This is a genomic window from Actinosynnema sp. (genome assembly GCF_052038725.1).
Map to the genome: position 1 here is coordinate 1 of NZ_JBQGCX010000155.1, position 1,916 is coordinate 1,916.

A 1,916-nucleotide genomic window follows, 5' to 3' on the forward strand; every position below is an offset into this window, starting at 1 on the left:
GGGGTGGTGGCGAGCCGAGGAGCTGGTCCAGGTCCGGTTCCGGCGCCCCCGGCTTGAGGGCGGCCTGCTCGTTGGCGATGCGCAGCGCCCGGTACAGCTCGTCCCGGTGCACCGCCACCGAGCGGGGGGCCTGGATGCCCACCCGCACGACGTTGCCCTGGACGTCGAGCACGGTCACGGTGACGTCGTCACCGATCCGCAAGCTCTCCCCCGCCCGTCGCGTCAGCACTAGCATTCTGCGGTCTTCCTCCCGCGTTGGGGGCCGGCACGTCACGCGCCAGCGGTGCGCGCGTGGGCAGATCATCCGCCTGGACGACCTGGACCGCACGCCTGCTCCGCTGGTCGACCACGATCGGCGCCAGCAGGTTCGCCGTCGCACCGGCCGCCTTGTCACCCGCGGTGACCACCAGCAGCGGCAGCAGGTTGTCCGCCTCGCGGGTGCCCAGCTGGTCCAGCGCCTCCTCGCCCACGACCGGCGCGTAGTCCGGGAAGAACGGGGCGGGCGGGACGACCAGGACCCTGAGACCGGGGTCGTCCGCCGAGCGCAGGGCGTAGAGCAGCCCCTCCTCGTGCAGCGACACCAGCACGAAGGTCCGGTGGTGCGGGAACCCTGGAAGCGGCGTGACGAACTCGATGGTCGGCAGCTGTTCGTCCACTGTGGTGCTCGTGGTCCTCGCTCCCCTCTCCAGGACGGCGGTCATCGCAGGAAGTCCAGGAGCGAGGGCTGCACGATGCGCGCGGTCGCGGCGAGGGACGCCTCGTAGGCGACCGTCTGGGTCTGGAGCTCCACGACCGCGGCTGCCACGTCCACGTCCTCGATCTGGGACAGCCTGGCCGACAGCGTCACGACTTGGGCCTGCCCCGCGTCGTCCGCCGCCGACAGCTGACCGTATCGGGTGCCGATGCCGGTGACGGCCGTGTTGACCGTCTTGATCCCGGAATCCAACCGATCGAGATCGGCGGACAACCCGGCCGGGTTGCTCCGCATGTTGCCCGCGATCGACTCCAGGACCTTGAAGACCTGGTTGCTGCCCGTGCCGAAGGTGTCGGCGGGGACGTCGACGCGCACCTGGGTGCCGTTGGCGATGCGGCGCATGACCTGGCCGTCGTCGCCGAGGTAGCTGCCGTCCGAGGCGAAGGCCTGGCCACCGGCCGTGGTGCCGCCGAAGACCGGGCGGTCGAGGTAGGTGGTGTTGGCCAGGCCGATCATCGACGTGCGGATGGCGTCGATCTCGGCCGCGATGGCCTCGCGGGAGTCCTGGCTCTGCGCGGACTTGCCCTGGAGCACCAGGTCGCGGGCCCGCAGCAGCAGGTCGCTGGTGGAGGAGAGCGCGGTCTCGGCGGCGCCGAGGCGGGCCTGGCCGTCGACGGCGCTGCGCGAGTACGCGCCGCGCTCGGCGATCTCGGTGCGCAGCTGCATCGCCGAGACGGTGTCGGTGGGGCCGTCGGAGGGCTTGGTGAGCTGCCTGCCGCTGGAGATGGCCTCGCGGAGCTGGTCCATCTTGTTCTGGTTGCGCTGCAGGCTCGACAGGATGCCCGTCGACATGGAGCGCTCGGTCACGCGGGAGATGTTCACCGGGGACTACCTCCCGGTCCGGTTGATGAGGGTGTCCAGCATCGAGTCGACCGCGCTCATGACGCGCGCGGCGGCCTCGTAGCTGCGCTGGTAGGTCAGCATCGAGGTGAGCTCCTCGTCCAGGTTGACGCCCGCGGAGGACTGGCGGGCGGCGTCGACCTGCGCGGTGATGGAGGCCTGGGTCGCGGAGCGGCTCGCGGCGGTCTGGACCGCCATGCCGATCTTCACGACGGTCTGCCGATAGGCGGCGTCCGGGCCGGTGGCCGAGCGGGCCAGCGCGGAGATCGCGTCGGCGTTGCTGCCGTCGAGGGCGCGGGTGGCGCTCGACGAGGTGGCGACC

At 71.6% G+C, this 1,916-nt stretch carries 4 protein-coding genes; all 4 read right to left on the reverse strand.

Annotated features, from left to right (window positions below):
- The coding region (locus ACTUAL_RS02975) for a carbon storage regulator (protein WP_440899181.1) at positions 1-202 on the reverse strand (202 nt) is incomplete at its 3' end.
- Entirely contained in the window at positions 189-656 is a 468-nt protein-coding gene (gene fliW, locus ACTUAL_RS02980) for a flagellar assembly protein FliW (protein WP_440899182.1), read from the reverse strand. The genes ACTUAL_RS02975 and fliW, both read right to left, overlap by 14 nt.
- A 41-nt stretch (positions 657-697) precedes the next feature.
- Positions 698-1,576 (reverse strand): flagellin N-terminal helical domain-containing protein, encoded by an 879-nt coding sequence (locus tag ACTUAL_RS02985; RefSeq protein ID WP_096492860.1) that lies wholly within the window; start codon positions 1,574-1,576, stop codon positions 698-700.
- A 6-nt stretch (positions 1,577-1,582) separates the two neighbouring features.
- On the reverse strand, positions 1,583-1,916 hold a 334-nt coding region (locus ACTUAL_RS02990), incomplete at its 5' end, for a flagellar basal body rod C-terminal domain-containing protein (RefSeq protein ID WP_440899183.1).